Below are 20434 nucleotides of genomic sequence, written 5' to 3'. Positions count from 1 at the left end.
TGCCCAGCGCACCCCTGACGTGCGCGGCCTCGACGGCGCTGGGTGCCCGTCTCACCCGATTCGAAGCGAGATCGTCATGTCCATCCCTGACCTCGAACGCGACACACCGGTCGCGTCCTCCCCGGCGTCGAAGGTCTCCGCGCCGCCGCGCATTTTCCGGCCACTGATCCTGCGCCTGCACTTCTATGCTGGGATCCTGGTGGCCCCGTTCCTGGTGATCGCCGCCGTCAGCGGCGGCCTCTACGCTCTCGCGCCGTCGGTCGAGCAGCTGGTCTACCGCGACTACCTGCACGTCGACTCGACCGGCCCGGACCTGCCGATGTCCGAACAGGTGCGGGCCGCGCAGCAGGTTCGCCCGGACCTCACCGTCGCCGCCGTGCGCCCGGCGACCGAAGCGGGTGACACGACGCAGGTGATGTTCACCGATCCCACCCTGGGAGAGTCCGAGCGCCGCGCGGTCTTCGTCGATCCCGTCACCGCGGAGTCGGTGGGCGAGCTCGTCGTCTACGGCAGCAGCGGGGCGTTGCCGATGCGCACCTGGATCTCGCAGTTGCACCGGCACCTGCACCTGGGCGAGCCCGGCCGCCTCTACAGCGAGCTCGCCGCGTCGTGGCTGTGGGTCATCGCGCTCGGTGGCGTGTACCTGTGGGTGCAGCGCTACCGCACCACCCGCGCCCGCAACGCAGACGCCGCCAGGCTGTGGACGCTCGACCGGTCGAGCCGCGGCCGCAACCGCACCCTCGGCTGGCACGGCGTGGTCGGCATCTGGATCGCGGTCGGCCTGGTGTTCCTCTCGGCCACGGGCCTGACCTGGTCGCGGTACGCGGGCGAGAACGTCGGCGAACTTCGCTCCGCCCTGAGTTGGACCACCCCCAAGATCGACAAGAAGCTGGACTCGGCGCCCGCTGCCGGCGCCGCCGCATCGGGCGGTCACGGCGGGCACGGCGCCGGGCACACCCCCGCGTCGGATCCGGGAATCCTCGACCGCAACGTGGGCGAACTCGACACCGTCCTCGAGGTGGCCCGGCGGGGCGGTGTCACCGGCGCCGTCGAGGCGACCGTTCCCGCCGACGCGGGCACCGCGTTCACCGTCACGCAGACCCGCGAACCGTGGCAGTTCTCGACCGACTCGATCGCGGTCGACGGGGCGACGGGCGCGGTGACGGACGTGTCGCGATTCGGTGACTGGCCGCTCGCCGCGAAGCTGACGTCCTGGGGGATCGCCCTGCACATGGGGTTGCTGTTCGGCCTGCTCAACCAGCTGGTCCTGGCCGCCCTCGCGGTGGCGTTGCTCGCCGTGATCGTCCGCGGCTACCTCCTGTGGTGGCGCCGCAGGCCCACCCGCGGCACCACCCGGGCGGTGGGCAGGCCGCCGGTGCGGGGCACCTGGCGCCGAATCCACCCGGCCGCGGCGGTGGCCGGGGCCGCCTGCGTCGTCCTCGTCGGCTGGTTCGTTCCGCTGCTCGGCGTCAGTCTCCTCGCGTTCCTGCTCGTCGACGTCGCGATCGGCGCCCTCGCCCGCACCCGGGCAGGGTGAGTGACCGGGGCACCCGTGCAGCCGCGGCGGTTACGGCTTGGGAACCGGGTGCCCCTCCGAGGCCTGGACGACGACGATGCCGTTTCCGGTGAGGCACAGCTGATATGCCTCACCGGAACCCCGGCCGATCGCGGCACCCATCTTCGCGGTCTTGCGGATCGTCGAGTGCAGACCGGTCGACCACAGCACCGCACTCTGCATGTCGACGTAGGTGGGGGTGTCCACGTTCAGGACGACGGGTGTGCCGTAGATGGTGACGGCGAGGACACCGCGGCCGGTGAACGTGGTGTTGAACAGTCCGCCGCTGAGCATCGACGCGCCCTCGACGCGGTTGATGTCCCAGGTCAGGGAACTGTCGAACGCGAGGACGTTGGAACCGCTGACGGTCACCGACTCGTCCTCGAGTTCGAGCAGGAAGATCTCGTCGGCGTCGCGGGCGAGGAACACGTCGCCGCTGCCGGAGACCTTCATCAGCGACATGCCCTCACCGGTGAAGGCCTTCTTGAAGAACTTTCCGACGCCGCCGCTGCCCTGGTAGGCGAAGTCGACGTCGCCCTGGTAGGCGACCATCGATCCTTGCCGGGCAAAGAAGTGACCGCTGGTGCCGGCCAAGTCCACCTTGAGCATTCGGGGATTCTGTAGCACGAAGGTGCCCGGTTCACCACTGCGTTCCGCGTTCTTCATCAGGTCGCTGCGCATGACGGAATCCTATCCGTCCCGTCAACGAACCCACTCCGGTCCGGGCCCGTTGGCCTCCTCGAAGATCAGCCACGTCTTCGTCGACTGCACACCCTCGAGGCTCTGCAACCGTTCGAGCACGACATGGCGCAGTGCGCTGTTGTCCGGTGCGCGCACCAGGACGAGAACGTCGAAATCGCCACCCAGCAACGAGAAGTGCTCGACGAAGGGCAGTGTCCGGAGCTGGGTGGAGATCCCCCGCCACGAGTCCTGCCGGATCGAGAGGGCGATGAACGCGGACGAGCCGAGTCCCGCCTTGGAGTGCGAAATCCGGGTGGTGAAACCTTCGATGATCCCCGCCTTTTGCAACCGCTCGATGCGGACGTAGGCGTGCGCGCGGGAGATGTGCGCCTTCTCCGCCAGCGCCCGCATCGAGATGCGGCTGTCGGCGACGAGTTCCTTGATGATGCGCCGGTCGATCGCGTCGAGTTCATACGTGTCCGCTGTGCCGCCGGCCATCTGTCCATCCCTACTGTGGTCGCTCACACTCCGGTGAGACATTCTGCTCCCGATGAGCCGATCCTAGACCGTTTGTCTCTGATTTCTCCTTGTCGTTGTCGATAGGTCGTTCAGTTGCGAGTATTGACGAACACAATGAATCTGGAGGTAGACGTGACGCTCGTAGAGCCGCCCCTGGCGAGGCCGTATCGGAAGTTCCTTCCCGCCGAGTGTGCGGTGCAGTATCTGGACGCGGCCGGCGAGCTGACCGAGAGCGAGGCCCGGTATCCGAGGCCGAGCGACGACCGTCTGGTCGAGATGTACCGGAACATGGTGCTGGGCAGGCGTTTCGATCAGCAGGCGACGGCGCTGACCAAGCAGGGCCGGCTGGCCGTGTACCCGTCGTCGCGTGGTCAGGAGGCCTGCCAGATCGCGGCGGTCATGAGCCTGCAACCCGGCGACTGGATGTTCCCCACCTACCGCGATTCGGTTGCGCTCGCCGCCCGCGGCATCGATCCGGTCGAGATCCTCAGCATGCTCGCCGGCAACTGGCACTGCGGCTACGACCCGGCCGCCCACCGCAGCGCCCCGCAGTGCACCCCGCTGGCCACCCAGCTCTTGCACGCGACGGGTGTGGCCTACGGCGAGCACCGCAAGGGAAACGACACGATCGCCCTGGCGTTCTGCGGCGACGGCGCCACCAGTGAGGGCGACTTCCACGAGGCCCTCAACTTCGCCGCCGTGTTCAAGGCGCCGGTGGTGTTTCTGGTGCAGAACAACGGATTCGCGATCAGTGTGCCCCTCGCCCGGCAGAGCGCGGCGCCCACGTTGGCGCACAAGGGGGTCGGCTACGGAATCGGCTCGGAGCAGGTGGACGGCAACGACCCGGTCGCCATGCTCGCCGTGATGGACGAGGCAGCGAACTTCGTCCGCGCCGGCAATGGTCCGGTCATCGTCGAAGCCCACACCTACCGGATCGATGCGCACACCAACGCCGACGACGCCACCCGTTACCGCGACTCGTCCGAGGTGGAGCAGTGGCTCGGGCGCGACCCGCTGGCCCGGCTGGAGAAGTACCTGCGCGGGACGGGTCTGCTCGACGATGCGTCGTCGGAGGCCCTCACCGCGGACGCCGAGGCCGCCGCATCGGCGCTGCGTGCCGGCATGAACGTCGACCGGCCCACCGACCCGATGGACCTGTTCCGGTACGTCTTCGCCGAACAGACCCCGCAACTTCGTGAGCAGCAAGCGCAGGCGGAAGCCGAACTGTCCGCCGAGTCCGAGGAGAACTGACCCCATGCCCGTGCTCACCATGGCCCAGGCCTTGAACACCGCACTGCGCGACGCCCTCGCCGCCGACGAGAACGTCGTCGTCTTCGGCGAGGACGTCGGCGCCCTCGGCGGCGTCTTCCGCGTCACCGACGGCCTGACCCGCGACTTCGGCGACGACCGGTGCTTCGACACCCCGCTCGCCGAGTCCGGCATCATCGGCTTCGCGATCGGCATGGCGATGTCCGGGTTCACGCCGGTCGTCGAAATGCAGTTCGACGCGTTCGCGTACCCGGCGTTCGAGCAGATCGTCTCCCACGTCGCGAAGATCCGGAACCGCACCAAGGGTGCGCTGTCCGCGCCGATCGTCATTCGAATCCCGTTCGCGGGCGGCATCGGCGGGGTCGAGCACCACTGCGACTCCAGCGAGGGCTACTACGCCCACACCCCCGGACTGAAGGTCGTCGCCCCGTCCACCGTCGAGGACGCCTACACCCTGCTGCGCGAGGCGATCGACGACCCCGACCCCGTGATCTTCCTCGAACCGAAACGCCTGTACTTCTCCCGCGCCGACGTCGACCTCGCGGTGGGCGCGCCGATCGGGCAGGCCGCCGTCCGGCGTCCCGGTCGGGACGCGACCATCGTCGCGTACGGGCCATCGGTGACCGTCGCGCTCGAGTCCGCCGAAGCGGCCGCGGCGGAGGGTCACGACATCGAGGTGATCGACCTGCGGTCGATCGTGCCGTTAGACGACGAGACCGTGATGGCATCGGTCCGGAAGACCGGTCGCTGCATCGTCATTCAGGAGGCGCAGGGATTCGCCGGTGTCGGCGCCGAGATCGCCGCCCGCGTCCAGGAACGCTGCTTCCACCACCTGCACGCGCCGGTGTTGCGGGTCAGCGGATTCGACATCCCCTATCCGGCACCGAAACTCGAACGCCTCCACCTGCCGAGCGTCGACCGTGTCCTCGACAGCGTCGACCGGTTGCAGTGGAACGACTCCGCCGACACCCGCTGGGCGGTGACCGCATGAGCAACCAGGTCTTCCTGCTCCCCGACCTCGGCGAAGGACTCACCGAGGCCGACATCGCCGAATGGAAAGTCCGGGTCGGCGACACCGTCACCATCGACCAGGTGGTCGTCGAGGTCGAAACCGCGAAAGCCGCGGTCGAGGTGCCGATTCCCTTCGAGGGCACGGTGATCTCCCTGCACGGCGACGAAGGCTCGACGCTGCAGGTGGGCACCCCGCTGATCACCGTCAGCGGAACCCCCGCCGCGCACGAGCAGTACCGCGAAGAAGAACAAGCAGGCTCGGGCAACGTCCTGATCGGGTACGGCACCAGCGAGGACACCCGCCGGCGTCGGCGACGCGTCGGCGTGACACGTGAGGCCACACGGCCGGAACCGAACCGCACCGGTGTTGCGCCACGGGTCATCTCGCCGGTCGTCCGCAACCTCGCGCGGCAGAACGGCCTCGACCTGTCGCGGCTGTCGGGGAGCGGTCCCGGCGGTGTGATCAACCGTGCCGACGTCGAGAAGGCACTCGCCACCACACCCGCGCCAGCCGACGCGCAGCGGATTCCGATCAAGGGCCTGCGGAAAGCGGTCGCCGACAAGCTGTCGACTAGTCGACGCGAAATCCCGGACGCGACAACCTGGGTCGACGTGGACGCCAGTGAACTCCTCGTCGCCCGCCGGGCAATCAACGCCACCCTCGACGCCGACGCCGGCGTGAGCCTGATGGCCCTGCTCGCGCGCCTGGCCCTCGCGGCGCTGAAGCAGTACCCGGAACTGAACTCGACCGTCGACACCGAACGGGGCGAGATCGTCCGATACGGTCACGTCCACCTCGGCATCGCGGCGCAGACTCCGCGCGGCCTGGTCGTCCCGGTGATCGAAAGGGCCGACTCGCTCACCACCGTCGAACTGGCCCGGCAACTGCGGGACACCACGGCGTTGGCCCGTGAGGGGACGCTCCCGCCGGCACGGCTGACCGGTGGCACGTTCACCCTCAACAACTACGGCGTCTTCGGCGTGGACGGCTCGACCCCGATCATCAACCATCCCGAGGCCGCGATCCTCGGCGTCGGCCGCATCATCGACAAACCGTGGGTCATAGACGGGCAGTTGGCCGTTCGGAAGGTGACCCAGGTGTCGCTGAGCTTCGATCACCGCGTGTGTGACGGCGGTGTCGCGGGCGGGTTCCTCAGATTGTTCGCCGATTACATCGAGAACCCGATCACCGCGCTGGGGAGGCTCTGATGGCCGACGCGCACAGTGACGTGCTCATCCTCGGTGGCGGGTCCGGCGGCTACGCCTGCGCGTTCCGCGCCGCGCAGCTCGGGCTCTCGGTCACGCTGATCGAGGCGGACAAGATCGGCGGAACCTGCCTGCACCGGGGCTGTGTCCCGACCAAAGCGCTGCTCCATTCCGCCGAGGTCGCCGACACCGCGCGGACCGGTGCCGCGTTCGGCGTGCGAACGACGTTCGACGGCATCGACATCGAGGCGGTGCACCAGTACAAGAACGGCACGATCGACCGGTTGCACAGGGGACTGCAGGGTCTGGTCGCCCAGCACGAGATCAGCGTCGTGAGCGGGCACGGAAAGTATTTCGGAGACAGGACGATCGAGGTGGACGGCACCCGCTACACCGGGACGTCCGTGGTTCTCGCCACCGGCTCCTACGCCCGGACGGTGCCGTCCATCGAACTCGGTGAGCGCATCGTCACCAGCGACGACGCATTGAATCTCGGGTTCGTCCCGAAGAAGGCCATCGTTCTCGGCGGTGGCGTGATCGGCGTCGAGTTCGCCAGCGTCTGGGCGTCGTTCGGCGCCGAAGTGACTGTCGTCGAGGCGCTCCCCCGCCTGGTTGCGGCGGAGGATCCGTGGTGCTCGAAGCAACTCGAACGCGCATTCCGCAAGCGCGGTATCGCCGGCCGCACGGGCGTGACGGTCGCGGCGGCGAAGGAAACCGCGGACGGCGTTCTCGTGGAACTCGACGGCGGCGACACCCTCGAGGCGGAGATCCTGCTGGTGGCGGTGGGACGTGGGCCGCGCACCGGTGACAGCGGGTTCGCGGAACACGGAATCACCATGGACCGCGGGTTCGTCGTCACCGACGAGCGGCTGCGCACCCACGTCGACGGTGTGTATGCCGTCGGCGACATCGTGGCCGGACTTCAACTGGCGCACCGCGGCTTTCAGCAGGGCGTGTTCGTCGCCGAAGAGATCGCCGGCCTCGATCCCGTTCCCGTGGCCGAGCATCTCGTTCCGCGGGTGACGTACTCGCACCCCGAGGTCGCGTCCGTCGGACTCACCGAGGACGCCGCCCGCGAACGGTACGGCGACGTCACGTCCGTCGTGTACGACCTCGCAGGCAACGGCAAGAGCCAGATCCTGAAGACGTCGGGCGGAATCAAGGTCGTCCGCGCCGGCGATGCCGGCCCGGTGGTGGGTGTGCACATGGTCGGCGACCGCGTCGGCGAACTGATCGGCGAAGCCCAACTGACCGTCGCCTGGGAAGCGCTGCCGACCGACGTCGCGCCGTTCGTCCACGCGCACCCCACCCAGAACGAAGCACTGGGCGAAGCGATGCTGGCGTTGTCGGGGAAGCCGCTGCACGCGCACGGCTGAACGCGTTCGATCCGCGTCGGGGAAGATCGCGCACCGGTCCGCGGTTGAAACCGGTTGATCCGTGAGTCTTTCGGCGCAAACCCTGTCCTTCAGGTCCGGGTGAGCCGATCTGGTTTTGTCGGACTGTGTGGCTAGTGTCTGGGTTATGGCGGGGAGGGTGGTGAAGCGGGCGTTCAAGTTTCGCTTCTATCCGTCTGCGGTGCAGGCGGAACAGCTTGCTCGGACGTTCGGGTGCACCCGGTATGTCTACAACCGGGCGTTGGCGGAGCGGTCGCGTGCCTGGTCGCAGGAGCGGCGGCGGGTGACCTATGCGGATACCTCGAAGATGCTCACCGGATGGAAGCGGGATGCCGAGGCGGAGTGGTTGGCGGAGCCGTCGAAGGGGCCGTTGCAGGAATCGCTGCGGCAGTTGCAGGGCGCGTTCGAGAGGTTCTGGCGCAAGCAGACCGGCTACCCGCAGTTCAAGAGGAAGGGGCGGTCGAAGGATTCGGCGACCTACTACTCGAACTGCTTCATTTTCAGGGATGGGCAGCTCCGGTTGGCCAAGCAGTCCGAACCCCTGGATATTCGGTGGTCGAGGCCGCTGCCGGAGGGGGCTACGCCGTCGCAGGTGACGGTGTCGCGTAACGCTCGTGGCCAGTACCATGTTTCGATCCTCGTCGAGGACACGATCACCGAACTCGAGCCGGTCGATCGGGTGGTCGGGCTCGATGCCGGGATCACGAGCCTCTACACGCTCTCGACGGGGGAGAAGATCACCAACCCGCGCCACGAGCGCACGGATCGTGAGCGGTTGGCGAAGGCGCAACGAGCACTCGCCAGGAAGCAGAAGGGATCCCGGAACCGGGCCAAGGCCCGACTGAAGGTCGCGAAGATTCATGGTCGGATCGCCGATCGGCGTCGCGATTATCTGCACAAGCTCTCCACTCGACTGGTGCGCGAAAATCAAGTGATCGCCATCGAGGATCTGAGTGTGCGGAACATGGTCAAGAATCGGTCGTTGTCTCGGGTGATCTCGGATGCGGGGTGGTCCGAGTTCCGGTCGATGCTCGAGTACAAGGCCGACTGGTGCGGGCGGCGGGTGGTGGTGATCGATCGGTTCTGTCCGTCGTCGAAGACCTGCTCGGTGTGTGGGGAGGTCGCCTCGGCGATGCCGCTGAACGTGCGGGAGTGGACGTGCCGATGCGGCGTCGTCCACGACCGCGACGTGAACGCGGCAAGGAACATTTTGGCCGTCGGACTGACGGTGGCAGCCTGCGGAGACGGTGTGAGACCGCCCCGCACATAACGTGCGGGGTGGCGACTGTCGGTGAAACAGGAACCTCGGGACGCGAGTTTCGAGGGGATTCTCGGTCGTTCACGGCCGAGAGGAAGTCAACATCGGAAACGACACAGCAGAACGCAATGACTCTTTCAGCATCCGCGATCACCGAATCCGTCGCCGACCGGCTGGCCCGCGAATCCATCGTGTGGTTGACGACCATCGGTCGCAACGACACACCGGTTCCGACCCCGGTGTGGTTCAGCTGGTCGGGCACCGAGTTCCTGATCTTCAGCCAACCGGGCACCGCCAAGCTGGCGAACATCGGCAGGAATCCGCAGGTCGCGCTGAATTTCAACAGCAGCCCCACGGGTGGTGACGTGTCGGTGTTCACCGGGAAAGCCCGCGTCACCCCGGACCGGTTGCGCGGCTGGTAGCCCCGATCTCTCGGCAGAACGGCGGCGACGACGCCTCCGATGCGCCACCATCTGATGCGGAGCAATTTCGCTCCCCACCTATACGGAGGAACCCGCATCATGGACTGGACACTCGAAGTGGTCGTTCTGCCCGTCAGTGACATCGACCGTTCCGTCGCGTTCTACCGCGACAAGCTCGGCTTCCATCTCGACCACGACACCACCAACGAGCACATGCACGTCGTTCAGCTGACCCCCACCGGTTCGGGTTGCTCTATCGTGATCGGCGACCTCCCGTCGCACACGGAGATGGCACCGGGGTCGATGAGGGGACTGCAGTTGGTGGTCGCCGACGCCGCCGCGGCCCGCCAGGAGTTGCTCGATCGAGGTGTCGAGGTCAGCGAGGTCACCGTGTTCGACGAGCGTGACGGGGGAACCTTCTTCGGATTCGCCGATCCCGACGGCAATACGTGGGCGGTCCAGCAGATCAAGGCGCGGGCGGAGAAGCCGCTGATTCCGGCCGAGGCCCGCGGGCGGTTCGGGGAGAACGCCTGAGGGTTCGCACGATCACGTCAGGGGGCAGGCGTTCCGGGTGTCGTCGACGAGTTGTTCGGCCAGGGCGAGGGCGGCGGTCAGTTCGTCGGGCGTCGTTCCGAGTCGGCCGAGGACGAGATGAGCGCGAGCGCTGAAGTCGGTGGGTGCGTTCGGCAGGGCACCGGCGGCGGCCACGGCGCCCTTCTCGTTGATGAGCCAGCGCCGGGCGTGGGCGTGTAGGGCGTGCGCGCACAGGCACACCGCGCGAAACAGGCAACCGGCCACATACGTCGCATCGGCACGCGGGATCGTCTTGCGGGCCAGCATGGTGACGAAGTCCGCCTCCCCCAGTCGCCGCACCAGGGCTTCACGCAGGAGGTCCGGGTAGTGCTGCATGTCGGCGTGAAGAGCAGCGATGCGTCCGGATGGATCGACGAGGATCACCGCCGACGCGAGTTCGCCCGCGTACGCGAAGTCCGCGAACCCGAACGGGTGTCCGGTCTGGGCGTGAAACCCGTACACACCCCGCTGGGTGTCCTGCCACACCGCGGTCACCCGGTCGAGGTCGCGGTACAGCCAGTCGACTGCCCGGCCGTCGATCGACAGCCACGCTCCTCCGTCGACCCACGGTCCCCACTCACCCGTCCGCGTCGCTGATGCCTCGGCGCCCGCCCACTCCCGCGCGAGATCGTTCAGCCCGCCGGTGTCGAGGGCACCGCGGTAGTAGACGCCCAGGTCGTAGTCGGATTCCGCCGTATGCGTCCCTCGGGCGCGGCTGCCGCCGAGGGTGACGCCGACGACGCCGTCGATGCGGCACAAGCGTTCGGCCAGGGGACGCAACACCAGGTCGTCGAATTCCACACCCCACATCGTCCACCCCGGCCCGGCGCAGCGGATAAATTCGGTTCATGCTCATCTTGGGAACGACCGTGATCGGAGCACGCGACATCGGGCGTGCAACCAGGTTCTGGACCGAGGCACTCGGATTGACTGCGCTCCCGCCCGTCGGCGACAACGACTTCACCAACCTCACGCTGCCCGACGGCCGACCACTGCTGGCGATCCAGCAGAGCGAACACGACGCGGAACCCGAGCCTCGGCTGCACCTCGACCTGCACGCTCGCGACAGCGAGGACCAGGCCGCGGAAATCGAACGGCTCGTCGGTCTCGGCGCGCAGCGGGTGCTGTGGGACCGGTACCCCGAGGACTCGGACTTCGTGGTCCTGGAAGACACCGAGGGCAACAGGTTCTGCGTCATCGACAACTCTCGCGCGCCGGAACAGTGCCGGCTCGACATTCCCTGAGGTCGCCGGCTACGCGGCACCCGCGTAGTGGGCGGGACTGGGCAGCATCGGCCGGCAGACGGCGCGCGGGATGCCGCACACTTCGAAGAAGTCGATGACGATGGACCGGACCTGGGCGGAGACGACCGCCGCGGAGAACCCCGCCGAGATCTCCTGCTGCGGCAGTGAGCGGGCGAATCGCTCGAGTTCGTCGCTGATCTGGATTTCGTTGGGTTTCTTCGCGGGAGTCGCGAGAATCATCAGCCGCATCCGGTCGGCGAGGTGCGCCAGATCGGAGACGGCGTCCGCCAATTGCGGGTCGACTCGCTCGCCGTCGTACGTGGCGATCAGGGCGCGCCGCACCAGGACCCGGGTGTTGCGTGCGGCGTTGTCGATCGGGTCGGCGATCGATGCCAGCCGGCCGATGCGGCGACGTCCCCGCCAGTGAATCGGTGAAATCCGGGCCACCTCGGATCCGGAGCGCAGTTCGACGCGCATGCTGTCGATGGTCGACTGCGTCGAACGGGCAAGTGCGAGAGCATCCTCAAGCGCGGAGACGTCACCCGCGGCCAGGCCCTTCGACGTCTGCCGGAGGGCTGCGGCCACGCTGTCCAGCACGGCGGCCGCGCACCGGCGTGTCCGTCGCACCGGGTCGGTGGGCAACACGGACAGCGCCACCAGGCTGAGCGCACCCCCGATCAGTGCGTCTACGACACGGTCGAACGGGTGGGCGCTCGTAGCGGATGCCATGGCCGCGACCAACGCCGCCGACGAACCCGCCTGCAGGACGATCACCGAACCACCGTCGAGGAGCACCGCGAAAGACATCGCCACCGCCACCACGAGGCAGATCTGCCACGGCCCGTTGCCGATGTATCGCACGACGACGTCCGAGACGATCGTTCCGATGGTGACACCCGCGATCAGCTCGCCGGCCCGGCGGCTGCGGGCACCCCGCGCGACGCTCAGGCACACGACCGCGGCCAGCGGGGCCAGCAGCGGCTGTTCGTGACCGGCCACCTCGACCGACACCCACCACGCTGCCCCCGCGGTGACCGCCGTCTGCGCAATCGGCACCAGGTACCCCGCGAAGCGAAGCAACGCGGCGCGCACTGACGGCAGTGCGGAGGAGCCGACCTTCCGGAGAAGAGCCAGTATCGAGATGAGCTGGAGCACAGCGGTACAGCTTTCTGGACGGTCACACGTGGGCAGGAGCACATTCTGTAGAGCCCGCCGCGGCCGACGATCGCCGGTGGACAAGCCTTCGCAAAGCTTGTCCTGGATTTCTTACGCCCGTGTAAAAGTCGCCGCTTTCATCGCGCAGATCACGTTATCCACCTGGTTTCGGGCGATGCAGGTCACAGCGCTGCCGTCGCTTGTCGCCGGGCACGCTGTGCCACGGGGTCCGGGATCGGGAGAGCGGCCACGAGTCGCCGGGTGTAATCGTGCTGAGGGTGGGTCAGCACGGTCGTGGCGGGGCCGGTCTCGACCAGCTGTCCGGCCCGGAGCACGGCGACCGTGGTGGACACCCGCTCGACCACGGCGAGGTCGTGGCTGATGAATACGGCCGCGAAGCCGAGCTCACGCTGGAGGGTGGCGAACAGTTCGAGCACGTCGGCCTGCACGGAGACGTCCAGGGCGCTGGTCGGTTCGTCGGCGATCAGCAGGGTGGGTTCCAGCACGAGGGCCCGGGCCAAAGCGACCCGTTGACGCTGCCCGCCCGACAACTCGGACGGCAGCCGTGTGGCGAACGACGTCGGCAGCCTTACCGCGTCCAGCAGGTCGACAACCTTCTTGCGTCGCTCGGCGCGGGTGCCGACCCGGTGGATGTCGAGGGGCTCGGCGATGCTCTCCTCGAGCGTGAAGCGGGGATCGAGCGAGGCGGCGGGATCCTGCGGCACGAACGCCAGCCGACGACGCAGTTCCCGCAGCGCGGATCCGCGGGTGGCGGCGACATCTCGGCCGTCGACGCGGATCGCCCCGGTCGCCGGAGCAATCAATCCGGCGATCGTGCGACCCAAAGTGGTCTTTCCTGAACCGGATTCGCCGACCACGCCGAGCACCTCACCCGCGGCCAGCTTCAATGACACGTTATCGAGCGCGCGGAACGCCGCCTGACCGCGCCGACCCGGGTAGACGACCGACACGGTGTCGACGTCCAGGACCGGTGTGCCTGCTTCTTCGACCTCGGCGTCCGGTTCTGCAACGTCGCTCGGCTGCGGAAGTCGGAGGACCGAGTCCAGCAGGTGCCGGGTGTACTCGTGCTCGGCTCGAGCGAAGATCTCGGTGACCTCACCGCGTTCGACGACCTCGCCGAGCTGGAGTACCACCACGCTGTCGGCGATATCGGCGACGACACCCAGGTTGTGGGTGATCAGCAGGATGCCGGCGTTCGTGCGGTCCCGCAGCCGACGGAGCAGGGAGAGGATGTCGGCCTGCACCGTGACGTCGAGCGCGGTGGTGGGTTCGTCGGCCAGGAGCAGGACGGGGTCGTTGGCCAGGGCCAGGGCGATGACCACACGCTGCTTCTGGCCACCGGAAAGTTGGTGCGGGTAGTAGTCGATGCGTTTGTCCGGCTCCGGGATCTCCACCAGGGTCAGCAGTTCGATGGCGCGTTCGCGCAACTGCTTTCGGCCCGAGTGGCCGTGGGCGCGCAGGGCCTCACCGATCAGCCAGCCGACCGTGCGCACAGGATTGAGCGCCGTCTGCGGCTCCTGGAAGACCATCGCGACCCGTCCGCCGCGGACGGCCTCGAGTTCGCGTGCGGATGCGCCGAGCACCTCGACGCCGTCGACCTTCACGGAGCCGGTCGCGATTGCGGTGGGCGGGAGTAGTCCCATCGCGGCGCGGGCAGTGATCGACTTGCCGGATCCGGATTCGCCGACGAGCGCGACGATCTCGCCCCGATTCACCCGGAGGCCGATGCTCCGGACGGCGGGGCGCGGGTGGCTGAACGCCACCTGCAAGTCCGTCACGTCGAGGGCGGGAGTGGATGCTGCGGTCACGAGGTGTCCTTTCTACAGGCGCCGCGCGTGCGCGAATGCCTGGGAGATCAGCAGAAAGCCGAGTGTCAGCAGGGAGACGACCACCAGGGGGCCGACCGCGAACAGCGGGTTGGTTTCGAGATAGCGGTTGCCGTCGCTGAGGATGGAGCCGAGCGACGGAGTCGGTGGCACCACACCGATGCCGAGGAAGCTCATCGCGCCCTCGATGAACACGGCGACCGACATAGACAGTGCCAGTTGCACTCCGAGCGGTTCGATCGAGTTCGGCAGAACGTGCTTGCGCAGAACCCAGCCGGTGCTCGCGCCGGAGACCACGGCGGCCTCGACGTAGGGAAGTTCGCGCACCTTCAATACAGACGTTCGTATGAGCCGGCCGAACACGGGTATCTCGGCGAGGACGATCACCAGCACGATCGCGCGGACACCCGGCCCGAGCACGGCGGTCAGGGCGATCGCCAGGACGAGCGCCGGGAACGCGAGGATCACGTCGAATACGCGCTGCGCGACGACGTCGGTGTACCCCCGGATGCCGGCCACCAGGCCGATCAGTGATCCGAGTAACGCGCCGGCGGGCACCGCGAGGAACACGATCCCCAGGTCGGCCCGGATACCGAACAGCACCCGGGACAACACGTCACGGTTCACGTCGTCGGTGCCCAGCCAGTGTGTGGAACTGGGGCCGAGGAGGAACGACGCGTCCAACTGCTCGTCCGGCGCGAACGGAGCCAGTACCGGGGCCAGCGCCCCGAGGAGTACCACGATTCCGACGAGTATCGCGCCGGCCAGACCTCGGCCATGGGTCAGGCTGCGCCACAGCGGTTCCGTGCTGCGGCGTGGATCCCGATCCGCCGGGGTTTCCGGGACCAGGCCGGGCCGCAGGTCCGCGAGGCCACCGGGGGACGACGCTTCCGATGTCGTCAGATCACGATCGACCAGCTCACTCATGCCTGTCCTCCCAATCGGATACGGGGATCCAGCCAGGCGTGGGCGACGTCGGTGAGCAGCTGCAGCACCACGAACACCGCGACGGAGAGGACCAGCAGCACCTGCACGAGCGGATAGTCACGGCTGTTGATCGCCTCCTCGGTGAGAAGCCCCAAGCCGGGCCAGACGAAGATCGATTCCACGAGGACGGCCCCGCCGAGCAACCCGCCCACGGTCAGTCCGAGAACGGTCAACACCGACGGCAGCGCATTCGGCAGCGCGTGTGCCAGGACGATGCGGCGACGACTGACACCGATCGACTGGGCCGTCACGACGTACGGTTGCCGCAGCTCGGTGTGCAACGCCTCCACCAGGAATCGGGTCAGGGCGGCCCCCGCCGGTATCGCCAGGGTGATCGCCGGAAGAACCAGATACTGCGCGGCGATGTCGGGCCGGGTCAGGAACCCGTCGGGTGGGGTCCCACCCGACGGCAGGATCGGCCAGAGGATCCCGAACACGAGCACCAGCAGCGTCCCGGTGATGAAGATGGGCAGCGCCGCCGCGATCGAGTTGTTCACCGTCACCACGGCGTCGAGCACTCGATTGCGGAAGATCACCGAAGCGGTGCTGACGACGAGCGCGTACACGACCGCGATCAGCAGCGCGGACGCCGCCAGCACCACCGTGTTCTGGGCACCGTAGGCGATCAGGTCACCGATCGACCCGCCGACGATGTAGGACTTGCCGAGGTCGAAGCGGAACAGGGAGCCGAGCCAGGACAGGTACTGCGCCACCAGCGGCCGGTCCAGACCGAGATCGGCGCGCACGGCCGCCAACTGTTCCGGTGAGGCGTCCGCCCCGGCGAGTGTCTCCTCCGGGCTGCCGGGAACCAGGCGGAGGATCGCGAAGATGAGGAGTGAGGCGAGGAACAGTACGAGGACGGCCGACGGGAGCCGCCTGGCCAGATAGGTCACCATGATGTCGAGTCCTGTGTCGGTGGGTGAGCGGGCGGTCGCCGGATCAAGTGCGGAGCAGGTACGTGGAGTCGAAGCGCGGGTCGTTGGTGCGGGACCAGTCGAATCCGCCGAGGTTGGTGGACACCACGACCTCGGTCTGCACCACCCCGATCTCCACCAGGAACAGCGACTCCAGCAAGTCCGCGTTCAGCGCACGGTAGGCGTCGATCGCCGCGGGTGACGTGGGGTCCTGCTGTTGCCAGGCCGCCACCGCGTGCGCCTGATACTCCGGGTCGAGGAAGTTGGAGGCGTTCTTCACCGCGTTGAACGGGAAGGCGGCCACGGCCAGGGTGGACGGAGTCATCTGCGCGAACCCGTGCTGGGTGACCCACAGCCCCGGGAACTGGCCGGCCACCAGCAGACTGGTCATCTGGGCTGCGTCGGTGGGGATCAGGTCGACGTCGATGCCCACGTCGCGCAGGTTCGCCTGGATGATCTCGGCGATGATCCGCGAGGTGCGGTCGGCGGGGTAGTTCAGCGGAATGGTCGGGACGTCACCGATCTCGGCGACGAGTGCGCGCGCCCGTTCCTCGTCCCGGCCGTAGGTGTTCGCGGTCTGTTCGTCGTAGGCCGGCGAGGTCCGCGGCCACGGCAGGCTCGAGGCGTAACCCTTGCCACGGTAGACGTCGGTGAGGATGCGGTCCCGGTCGATCGCGTACGCGATCGCCTGCCGGACCCGTACGTCGTTCAGCGGCGGTGCGGAGACGTTGATCCCGATGTACTGATCGGACTCGGCGCCTTCCAGCACGTGGGAGCGGAACCCGCCCCGGGAGACGGCGAGTTCGGCGTCGAGCGAGGGCAGATCGTAGGCGGCGTCGATCTGGCCGGTCCGCAATTTGGTCACGAGCGCCTGATCGTCGGAGACGACGGCGAACGTCACGCCGTCCAGGTGGGGCGGATCACCCCAGTAGTCGGCGTTGCGGGCCAGCGACAGCGCGACCTTCGGCTGCCAGGAGACGAACGTGAACGGTCCGGTGCCGTTGAACACCCGCCCCTCCTTCAGCCCGTCGACGGTGTCGCCGTCGAGGATGGGCGCGACCGCCAGGAGGTCGAAGATGTTCCCGGTCGGCTGCGACAGGGTGAGTACGAGGCGGTGAGGGTCGCTGGTGTCGAATGCGGTGATCGCTGCCGCGGTGCGCCGGAACTGCGCGTTCCAACTGGGATCGGTGTAGGTCCGCAACGTGAATTCGACGTCTCTCGACGTGAATTCCTTGCCGTTGTGGAAGCGGACATCGTCACGCAGCGCCAACTCCAGTCGACGTCCGTCGTCCGACAGCTGCCACGCCGTGGCCAGCCGGGGCTCGGGCTCGAGACTGCCGTGCGGGTATTGGACGAGGGTGTCGAAGACGTTGGCCGAGACCCCGCCGTTGGTGGGGTTGTTGCCCAGCGACAGGAACGTCGCCGGGATCAGGTCGGCACCGACACCGATCCGCGCCGTCCCGCCCGTCGGCACGTCCTCTCCCGGCTGGAGCACCGATTCCGTACCCGACCGCTGCAGGCCGGCCGCCGAGGCGCACCCGCTGACCAGCACCACGAGGGCAGCGACAACCGCCGACACGACAAGGCCCTGTCGCCGGTGCGTGGTCGACGTGCGGAAACGAGAAGACATGGCTGTGTCCTAAGGGTCACCCGAAGGGAAGTGGGAAGGGCAGGAGATACGCGGAACCCGTGAACAACCCGGATCGCGTTGTCCGGACGACGAGAGGCGTGAGGGGACGTTCAGCTACGGCAGCGACACCGCATGGAGGCGCGGTCGCAGCTGGTCGGGGTACCCATGGGATCGAAGCTAGCACCGGCTCGGAGGCCCGACCAAGTTCGATCAGTGGTTGAAATCTGCATGATTCTAACTACTCGACGGGCCCTTGGGCGACCGTAGTATTTCCCGGATTGCACGGGGAAATATTTCTCCGATTCTGTGGGGAAACACGCCTCGGATAGTGAAAGGGATTGTGATTGTGACGGATTCGGCAACCAGCGGAGACGGGCAGGGTCCCGGGGGGCAGCAGATCCCTTCGGGCGCGCGAGGGTATGACGGATTCGGCGGACATATCGGGCGGACGAGTGCGGAGTCGACGCCGTGGTGGGCGCCGGAGACGAAAGCCCCCGCCGGTGCGCCGAACATCGTGGTCATCCTCATCGACGACATGGGCTACTCGGACATCGGACCGTTCGGCTCCGAGATCGACACGCCCAACCTGAACCGGCTCGCCGACAGCGGCTACCGGCTGTCGAACTATCACACCACCTCGGTCTGCTCACCGGCTCGCGCGGCGCTGCTCACCGGCCTGAACCCGCACCGCGCCGGCTACGGCAGCGTCGCCAACTTCGATCCCGGCTTCCCCGGCCTGCGGATGGAACTCGCCGACGACGCGCTCAGCCTCGCGGAGATTCTGCGTGCGAACGGGTATGCCACGCACGCGGTCGGCAAGTGGCATCTCGCGCGCGACACCAACCTCGCGCCGGGTCGCACCCGCGACTCCTGGCCCCTGCAGCGTGGATTCGACAGCTACTACGGCTCGCTCGAAGGGTTGAATTCGTTCTACTACCCGAACGAGTTGATCTCCGACAACTCCGTGGTCGACGTCGAGGAGTATCCGTCGGACTACTACGTCACCGACGACATCACGGACAAGGCCGTCTCGCGGATCAAGAGCCTGCGCGCACACGACGCCGACAAGCCGTTCTTCCTGTACTTCTCGCACATCGCGATGCACGGACCGCACCAGGCCAAGCCCGAAGACCTGGCCAAGTACCGCGGCCGCTACACCGAGGGCTGGGACGCAGTGCGACGCAGCCGCTTCGGCGCACAGCTCGAGGCAGGCTTCTTCCCGCCCGGCACCCAGATGGCCGAGCGCAACACCGAACCCGGTTACGACGCGCCGCCGTGGGACGAGCTCACCGAAGAGGAGCAGCTGCGGTTCGCCCGGTACCAGGAGGTCTACGCCGCGATGGTCGACAGCATCGACCAGAGCGTGGGGCGGGTGCTCGACACCCTCGACGAACTCGGCGAGACCGACAACACCATCATCGTGTTCACGTCCGACAACGGCGGCACCGCCGAGGGCGGCGCGGCGGGAACGCGTTCGTATTTCAGTCAATTCGTGCACGGACCGGTCCCGCCGGACTGGGTGCGCGACGTTCCGCACGACGAGGAACTGATCGGCTCGGAGAAGATCGGCGTCCACTACCCGCGCGGCTGGGGGCAGGCGTCGAATACCCCGTTCCGGTTCTACAAGGGGCAGACGTTCGCCGGTGGAGTCCGGGTGCCGTTCCTGCTGTCCTGGCCGGCGGGTCTCGGGCGCGCCGACGGTGACACCGGACTGCGCAAGCAGTACTCGTACGTCACCGACATCACCCCGACGCTCCTGGATCTCGCCGGACTCGAAACTCCGAGCCACCGGAACGGGCTTCCCGCCCAGGAGCGCGACGGTGTCAGCATCGCCGACGTTCTGCGGGACGCCGCGCAGCCCACCCCGCACACCGAGCAGTACGCCGAGTTCGGTGGTCACCGCGGGTTCTACCGGGACGGCTGGAAACTGCTGTCGCTGCACACGGATCCGACCCGGGTCGACGATCCGCAGTGGCAACTGTTCGACGTCGAATCCGACCCCGCCGAAACCACGGACGTCGCGCATCTCTTCCCTGAGAAGGTGCGGGAACTCGCCGAGGCGTGGGATCGAGCGGCGTGGCACAACACCGTGTTCCCGATCCTCAACGACCGCAAGGCCGTGCAGCGGCGACCCGACGAGCGTCGCCTCGCGGAGCCGGTGAAGATCCTCGCGGGCACGCCGACGCTGGAACGCTATCGGTCCAGTGTGCTGATCCAGTACCGCGACTTCACCATCGACGTCGCCACCCATGCGATCGCCGCGGGCGACGAAGGTGTGCTCGTCGCGCACGGTGACCCGCACGGCGGATACGTGCTCTACGTCGAGGGCGGCCGAATCGTGTTCGCGGTCAACAGCTACGGCCGCGTCGCGCACACCTCCGCGCCCCTCGGTGCGGATGTGGTGGGCGTGCAGGTGCGGGCGGAGGCCACCGAATCCGTCCGGTGGAACTTCACCGTCACCCTCACCGACACGGCCGGGGTCACCACCGACGTGGCCACACTCGACGACCAGTTCCAGCTGGTCGGCATGGCGCCGTGGACCGGGATCTCGGTGGGCGTCGACGCCCGCGGACCCGTCGTGTGGGATCTGAGGGAACGACGCGGAACCTTCCGATTCACCGGCAGACTGCGGTCGGTCACCTACATCCCCGGCCCCGTGCGGGTGCCCGAACCGGTCATCCAGGAGGTCGAGGAGCTGGCCGAGGCGATGGCCGACTGACAGGAGAGTCGGGCGCGCGAAAACGCGCCCGACCTCCGATGGGTTCCCGG

The 20434-nt window shown here is 67.8% G+C and carries 18 protein-coding genes; 10 read left to right on the top strand and 8 right to left on the bottom strand.

Features of this window, described 5'->3' with window-relative positions:
• The first annotated feature begins 76 nt into the window (after positions 1-76).
• Positions 77-1537 carry a PepSY-associated TM helix domain-containing protein gene (locus PSR88_RS16955; protein WP_011595973.1) on the top strand — a complete coding sequence of 487 codons (1461 nt, stop codon included), beginning with the start codon at positions 77-79 and terminating at the stop codon, positions 1535-1537.
• Between the two features lie 30 nt (positions 1538-1567).
• On the opposite strand, the gene PSR88_RS16950 is transcribed toward PSR88_RS16955, so the two are convergent.
• On the bottom strand, positions 1568-2236 hold the full coding sequence (locus PSR88_RS16950; protein WP_011595972.1) for an AIM24 family protein: 669 nt from the start codon (positions 2234-2236) through the stop codon (positions 1568-1570).
• A gap of 21 nt (positions 2237-2257) precedes the next feature.
• Positions 2258-2734: an Lrp/AsnC family transcriptional regulator gene (locus PSR88_RS16945; RefSeq protein WP_029538936.1), complete on the bottom strand. Its 477-nt coding sequence runs from the start codon at positions 2732-2734 to the stop codon at positions 2258-2260.
• A 135-nt stretch (positions 2735-2869) separates the two neighbouring features.
• Here PSR88_RS16945 and pdhA point away from each other — a divergent pair, with 135 nt between their 5' ends.
• The 7 genes from pdhA (at position 2870) to PSR88_RS16910 (ending at position 9849) form a co-directional block, all read left to right on the top strand.
• Complete coding sequence (gene pdhA, locus PSR88_RS16940) at positions 2870-4006, top strand: pyruvate dehydrogenase (acetyl-transferring) E1 component subunit alpha (protein ID WP_016881916.1); 1137 nt, start codon at positions 2870-2872, stop codon at positions 4004-4006.
• Positions 4007-4010: 4 nt separating this feature from the next.
• Positions 4011-5015, top strand: a complete 1005-nt coding sequence (locus PSR88_RS16935) for an alpha-ketoacid dehydrogenase subunit beta (protein ID WP_016881917.1) — start codon at positions 4011-4013, stop codon at positions 5013-5015.
• Positions 5012-6244, top strand: coding sequence for a dihydrolipoamide acetyltransferase family protein (locus tag PSR88_RS16930; RefSeq protein WP_011595968.1), 1233 nt, complete (start codon positions 5012-5014; stop codon positions 6242-6244). Before PSR88_RS16935 ends, PSR88_RS16930 begins: the two co-directional genes overlap by 4 nt.
• The gene (gene lpdA / locus PSR88_RS16925; protein WP_016881918.1) at positions 6244-7617 is read left to right on the top strand and encodes a dihydrolipoyl dehydrogenase; all 1374 of its coding nucleotides are present in this window, start codon (positions 6244-6246) and stop codon (positions 7615-7617) included. The genes PSR88_RS16930 and lpdA overlap by 1 nt, the downstream gene beginning before the upstream one ends.
• Positions 7618-7762: 145 nt before the next feature.
• Positions 7763-8905: an RNA-guided endonuclease InsQ/TnpB family protein gene (locus tag PSR88_RS16920; RefSeq protein WP_037197968.1), complete on the top strand. Its 1143-nt coding sequence runs from the start codon at positions 7763-7765 to the stop codon at positions 8903-8905.
• 116 nt (positions 8906-9021) lie between these two features.
• Positions 9022-9315 carry a TIGR03667 family PPOX class F420-dependent oxidoreductase gene (locus tag PSR88_RS16915; protein WP_016881919.1) on the top strand — a complete coding sequence of 98 codons (294 nt, stop codon included), beginning with the start codon at positions 9022-9024 and terminating at the stop codon, positions 9313-9315.
• A 99-nt stretch (positions 9316-9414) separates the two neighbouring features.
• A complete protein-coding gene (locus tag PSR88_RS16910) occupies positions 9415-9849 on the top strand; it encodes a VOC family protein (RefSeq protein ID WP_016881920.1) in 435 nt (144 codons plus the stop codon).
• 12 nt (positions 9850-9861) lie between these two features.
• Here the strand turns inward: PSR88_RS16910 and PSR88_RS16905 are convergent, their stop codons facing one another.
• On the bottom strand, positions 9862-10698 hold the full coding sequence (locus tag PSR88_RS16905; protein WP_016881921.1) for a nucleotidyltransferase domain-containing protein: 837 nt from the start codon (positions 10696-10698) through the stop codon (positions 9862-9864).
• A gap of 38 nt (positions 10699-10736) precedes the next feature.
• Here PSR88_RS16905 and PSR88_RS16900 point away from each other — a divergent pair, with 38 nt between their 5' ends.
• Positions 10737-11132: a VOC family protein gene (locus tag PSR88_RS16900; RefSeq protein WP_016881922.1), complete on the top strand. Its 396-nt coding sequence runs from the start codon at positions 10737-10739 to the stop codon at positions 11130-11132.
• 9 nt (positions 11133-11141) lie between these two features.
• Here the strand turns inward: PSR88_RS16900 and PSR88_RS16895 are convergent, their stop codons facing one another.
• The 5 genes from PSR88_RS16895 to PSR88_RS16875 form a co-directional block, all read right to left on the bottom strand.
• Entirely contained in the window at positions 11142-12287 is a 1146-nt protein-coding gene (locus PSR88_RS16895; RefSeq protein WP_016881923.1) for an FUSC family protein, read from the bottom strand.
• A gap of 182 nt (positions 12288-12469) precedes the next feature.
• Entirely contained in the window at positions 12470-14116 is a 1647-nt protein-coding gene (locus tag PSR88_RS16890) for a dipeptide ABC transporter ATP-binding protein (protein WP_016881924.1), read from the bottom strand.
• Between the two features lie 12 nt (positions 14117-14128).
• Positions 14129-15061, bottom strand: coding sequence for an ABC transporter permease (locus tag PSR88_RS16885; RefSeq protein ID WP_016881925.1), 933 nt, complete (start codon positions 15059-15061; stop codon positions 14129-14131).
• Positions 15058-16017, bottom strand: a complete 960-nt coding sequence (locus PSR88_RS16880; RefSeq protein ID WP_011595959.1) for an ABC transporter permease — start codon at positions 16015-16017, stop codon at positions 15058-15060. The genes PSR88_RS16885 and PSR88_RS16880 overlap by 4 nt, the downstream gene beginning before the upstream one ends.
• 43 nt (positions 16018-16060) lie before the next feature.
• Entirely contained in the window at positions 16061-17665 is a 1605-nt protein-coding gene (locus PSR88_RS16875; RefSeq protein WP_037196707.1) for an ABC transporter substrate-binding protein, read from the bottom strand.
• Positions 17666-18011: 346 nt separating this feature from the next.
• Here PSR88_RS16875 and PSR88_RS16870 point away from each other — a divergent pair, with 346 nt between their 5' ends.
• Positions 18012-20384, top strand: a complete 2373-nt coding sequence (locus PSR88_RS16870) for an arylsulfatase (RefSeq protein WP_016881927.1) — start codon at positions 18012-18014, stop codon at positions 20382-20384.
• The last annotated feature ends 50 nt before the right edge of the window (positions 20385-20434 follow it).

The sequence above is a fragment of the Rhodococcus sp. DK176 genome (genome assembly GCF_038447315.2).
Lineage (GTDB): Bacteria > Actinomycetota > Actinomycetes > Mycobacteriales > Mycobacteriaceae > Rhodococcus_F > Rhodococcus_F jostii_A.
The sequence above is the reverse complement of the archived record's forward strand: the minus strand, read 5'-3'. Positions and strand labels throughout refer to the sequence as shown.

Excerpts from the sequence above, each read along its gene's own strand:
- PSR88_RS16955 (WP_011595973.1), top strand. The coding sequence starts at position 77 with ATGTCCATCCCTGACCTCGAACGCGACACACCGGTCGCGTCCTCCCCG.
- PSR88_RS16950 (WP_011595972.1), bottom strand. The coding sequence starts at position 2,236 with ATGCGCAGCGACCTGATGAAGAACGCGGAACGCAGTGGTGAACCGGGC.
- PSR88_RS16945 (WP_029538936.1), bottom strand. The coding sequence starts at position 2,734 with ATGGCCGGCGGCACAGCGGACACGTATGAACTCGACGCGATCGACCGG.
- pdhA (WP_016881916.1), top strand. The coding sequence starts at position 2,870 with ATGAATCTGGAGGTAGACGTGACGCTCGTAGAGCCGCCCCTGGCGAGG.
- PSR88_RS16935 (WP_016881917.1), top strand. The coding sequence starts at position 4,011 with ATGCCCGTGCTCACCATGGCCCAGGCCTTGAACACCGCACTGCGCGAC.
- PSR88_RS16930 (WP_011595968.1), top strand. The coding sequence starts at position 5,012 with ATGAGCAACCAGGTCTTCCTGCTCCCCGACCTCGGCGAAGGACTCACC.
- lpdA (WP_016881918.1), top strand. The coding sequence starts at position 6,244 with ATGGCCGACGCGCACAGTGACGTGCTCATCCTCGGTGGCGGGTCCGGC.
- PSR88_RS16920 (WP_037197968.1), top strand. The coding sequence starts at position 7,763 with ATGGCGGGGAGGGTGGTGAAGCGGGCGTTCAAGTTTCGCTTCTATCCG.
- PSR88_RS16915 (WP_016881919.1), top strand. The coding sequence starts at position 9,022 with ATGACTCTTTCAGCATCCGCGATCACCGAATCCGTCGCCGACCGGCTG.
- PSR88_RS16910 (WP_016881920.1), top strand. The coding sequence starts at position 9,415 with ATGGACTGGACACTCGAAGTGGTCGTTCTGCCCGTCAGTGACATCGAC.
- PSR88_RS16905 (WP_016881921.1), bottom strand. The coding sequence starts at position 10,698 with ATGTGGGGTGTGGAATTCGACGACCTGGTGTTGCGTCCCCTGGCCGAA.
- PSR88_RS16900 (WP_016881922.1), top strand. The coding sequence starts at position 10,737 with ATGCTCATCTTGGGAACGACCGTGATCGGAGCACGCGACATCGGGCGT.
- PSR88_RS16885 (WP_016881925.1), bottom strand. The coding sequence starts at position 15,061 with ATGAGTGAGCTGGTCGATCGTGATCTGACGACATCGGAAGCGTCGTCC.
- PSR88_RS16880 (WP_011595959.1), bottom strand. The coding sequence starts at position 16,017 with ATGGTGACCTATCTGGCCAGGCGGCTCCCGTCGGCCGTCCTCGTACTG.
- PSR88_RS16875 (WP_037196707.1), bottom strand. The coding sequence starts at position 17,665 with ATGTCTTCTCGTTTCCGCACGTCGACCACGCACCGGCGACAGGGCCTT.